The organism is Nocardioides sp., from assembly GCF_004803405.1.
Lineage (GTDB): Bacteria > Actinomycetota > Actinomycetes > Propionibacteriales > Nocardioidaceae > Nocardioides > Nocardioides vastitatis.
In genome coordinates, this window is sequence record NZ_SSXI01000037.1 from 1 (window position 1) to 306 (window position 306).

A 306-nucleotide genomic window follows, 5' to 3' on the forward strand; every position below is an offset into this window, starting at 1 on the left:
GGCGGTGCAGGTCGCCTGCTCGCCCGGGGCCAGCGAGCCGGCCGCGGCCGGGCAGGTAACCGGTGACAGTTCGCCGGACCCGGTGAAGGCGCCCTCGTCGACGGTCACGTCCGTGAGGGTCACGTTGCCGCTGTTGGTCACCACGAACGAGTAGGTGATCGACTCCCCGGCGGCAGCCGCACTGGCCGGGCGGGCGGTCTTCTGCAGCGTCAGCCCCGGTGCGGACTCGATCGTGACGGTCGCCGTGGACGGCGCGGAGTCCACTGGCGTGCCCGAGGGCGGGATGCCGGTGGCGGTCGCGGTGTT

At 73.5% G+C, this 306-nt stretch carries 1 protein-coding gene; it reads right to left on the reverse strand.

The genetic code is table 11. The annotated features are described in order from the left end of the window. A partial coding sequence (locus E7Z54_RS22865; protein WP_168798129.1) for a DUF7507 domain-containing protein occupies window positions 1-306 on the reverse strand: 306 nt, incomplete at both ends.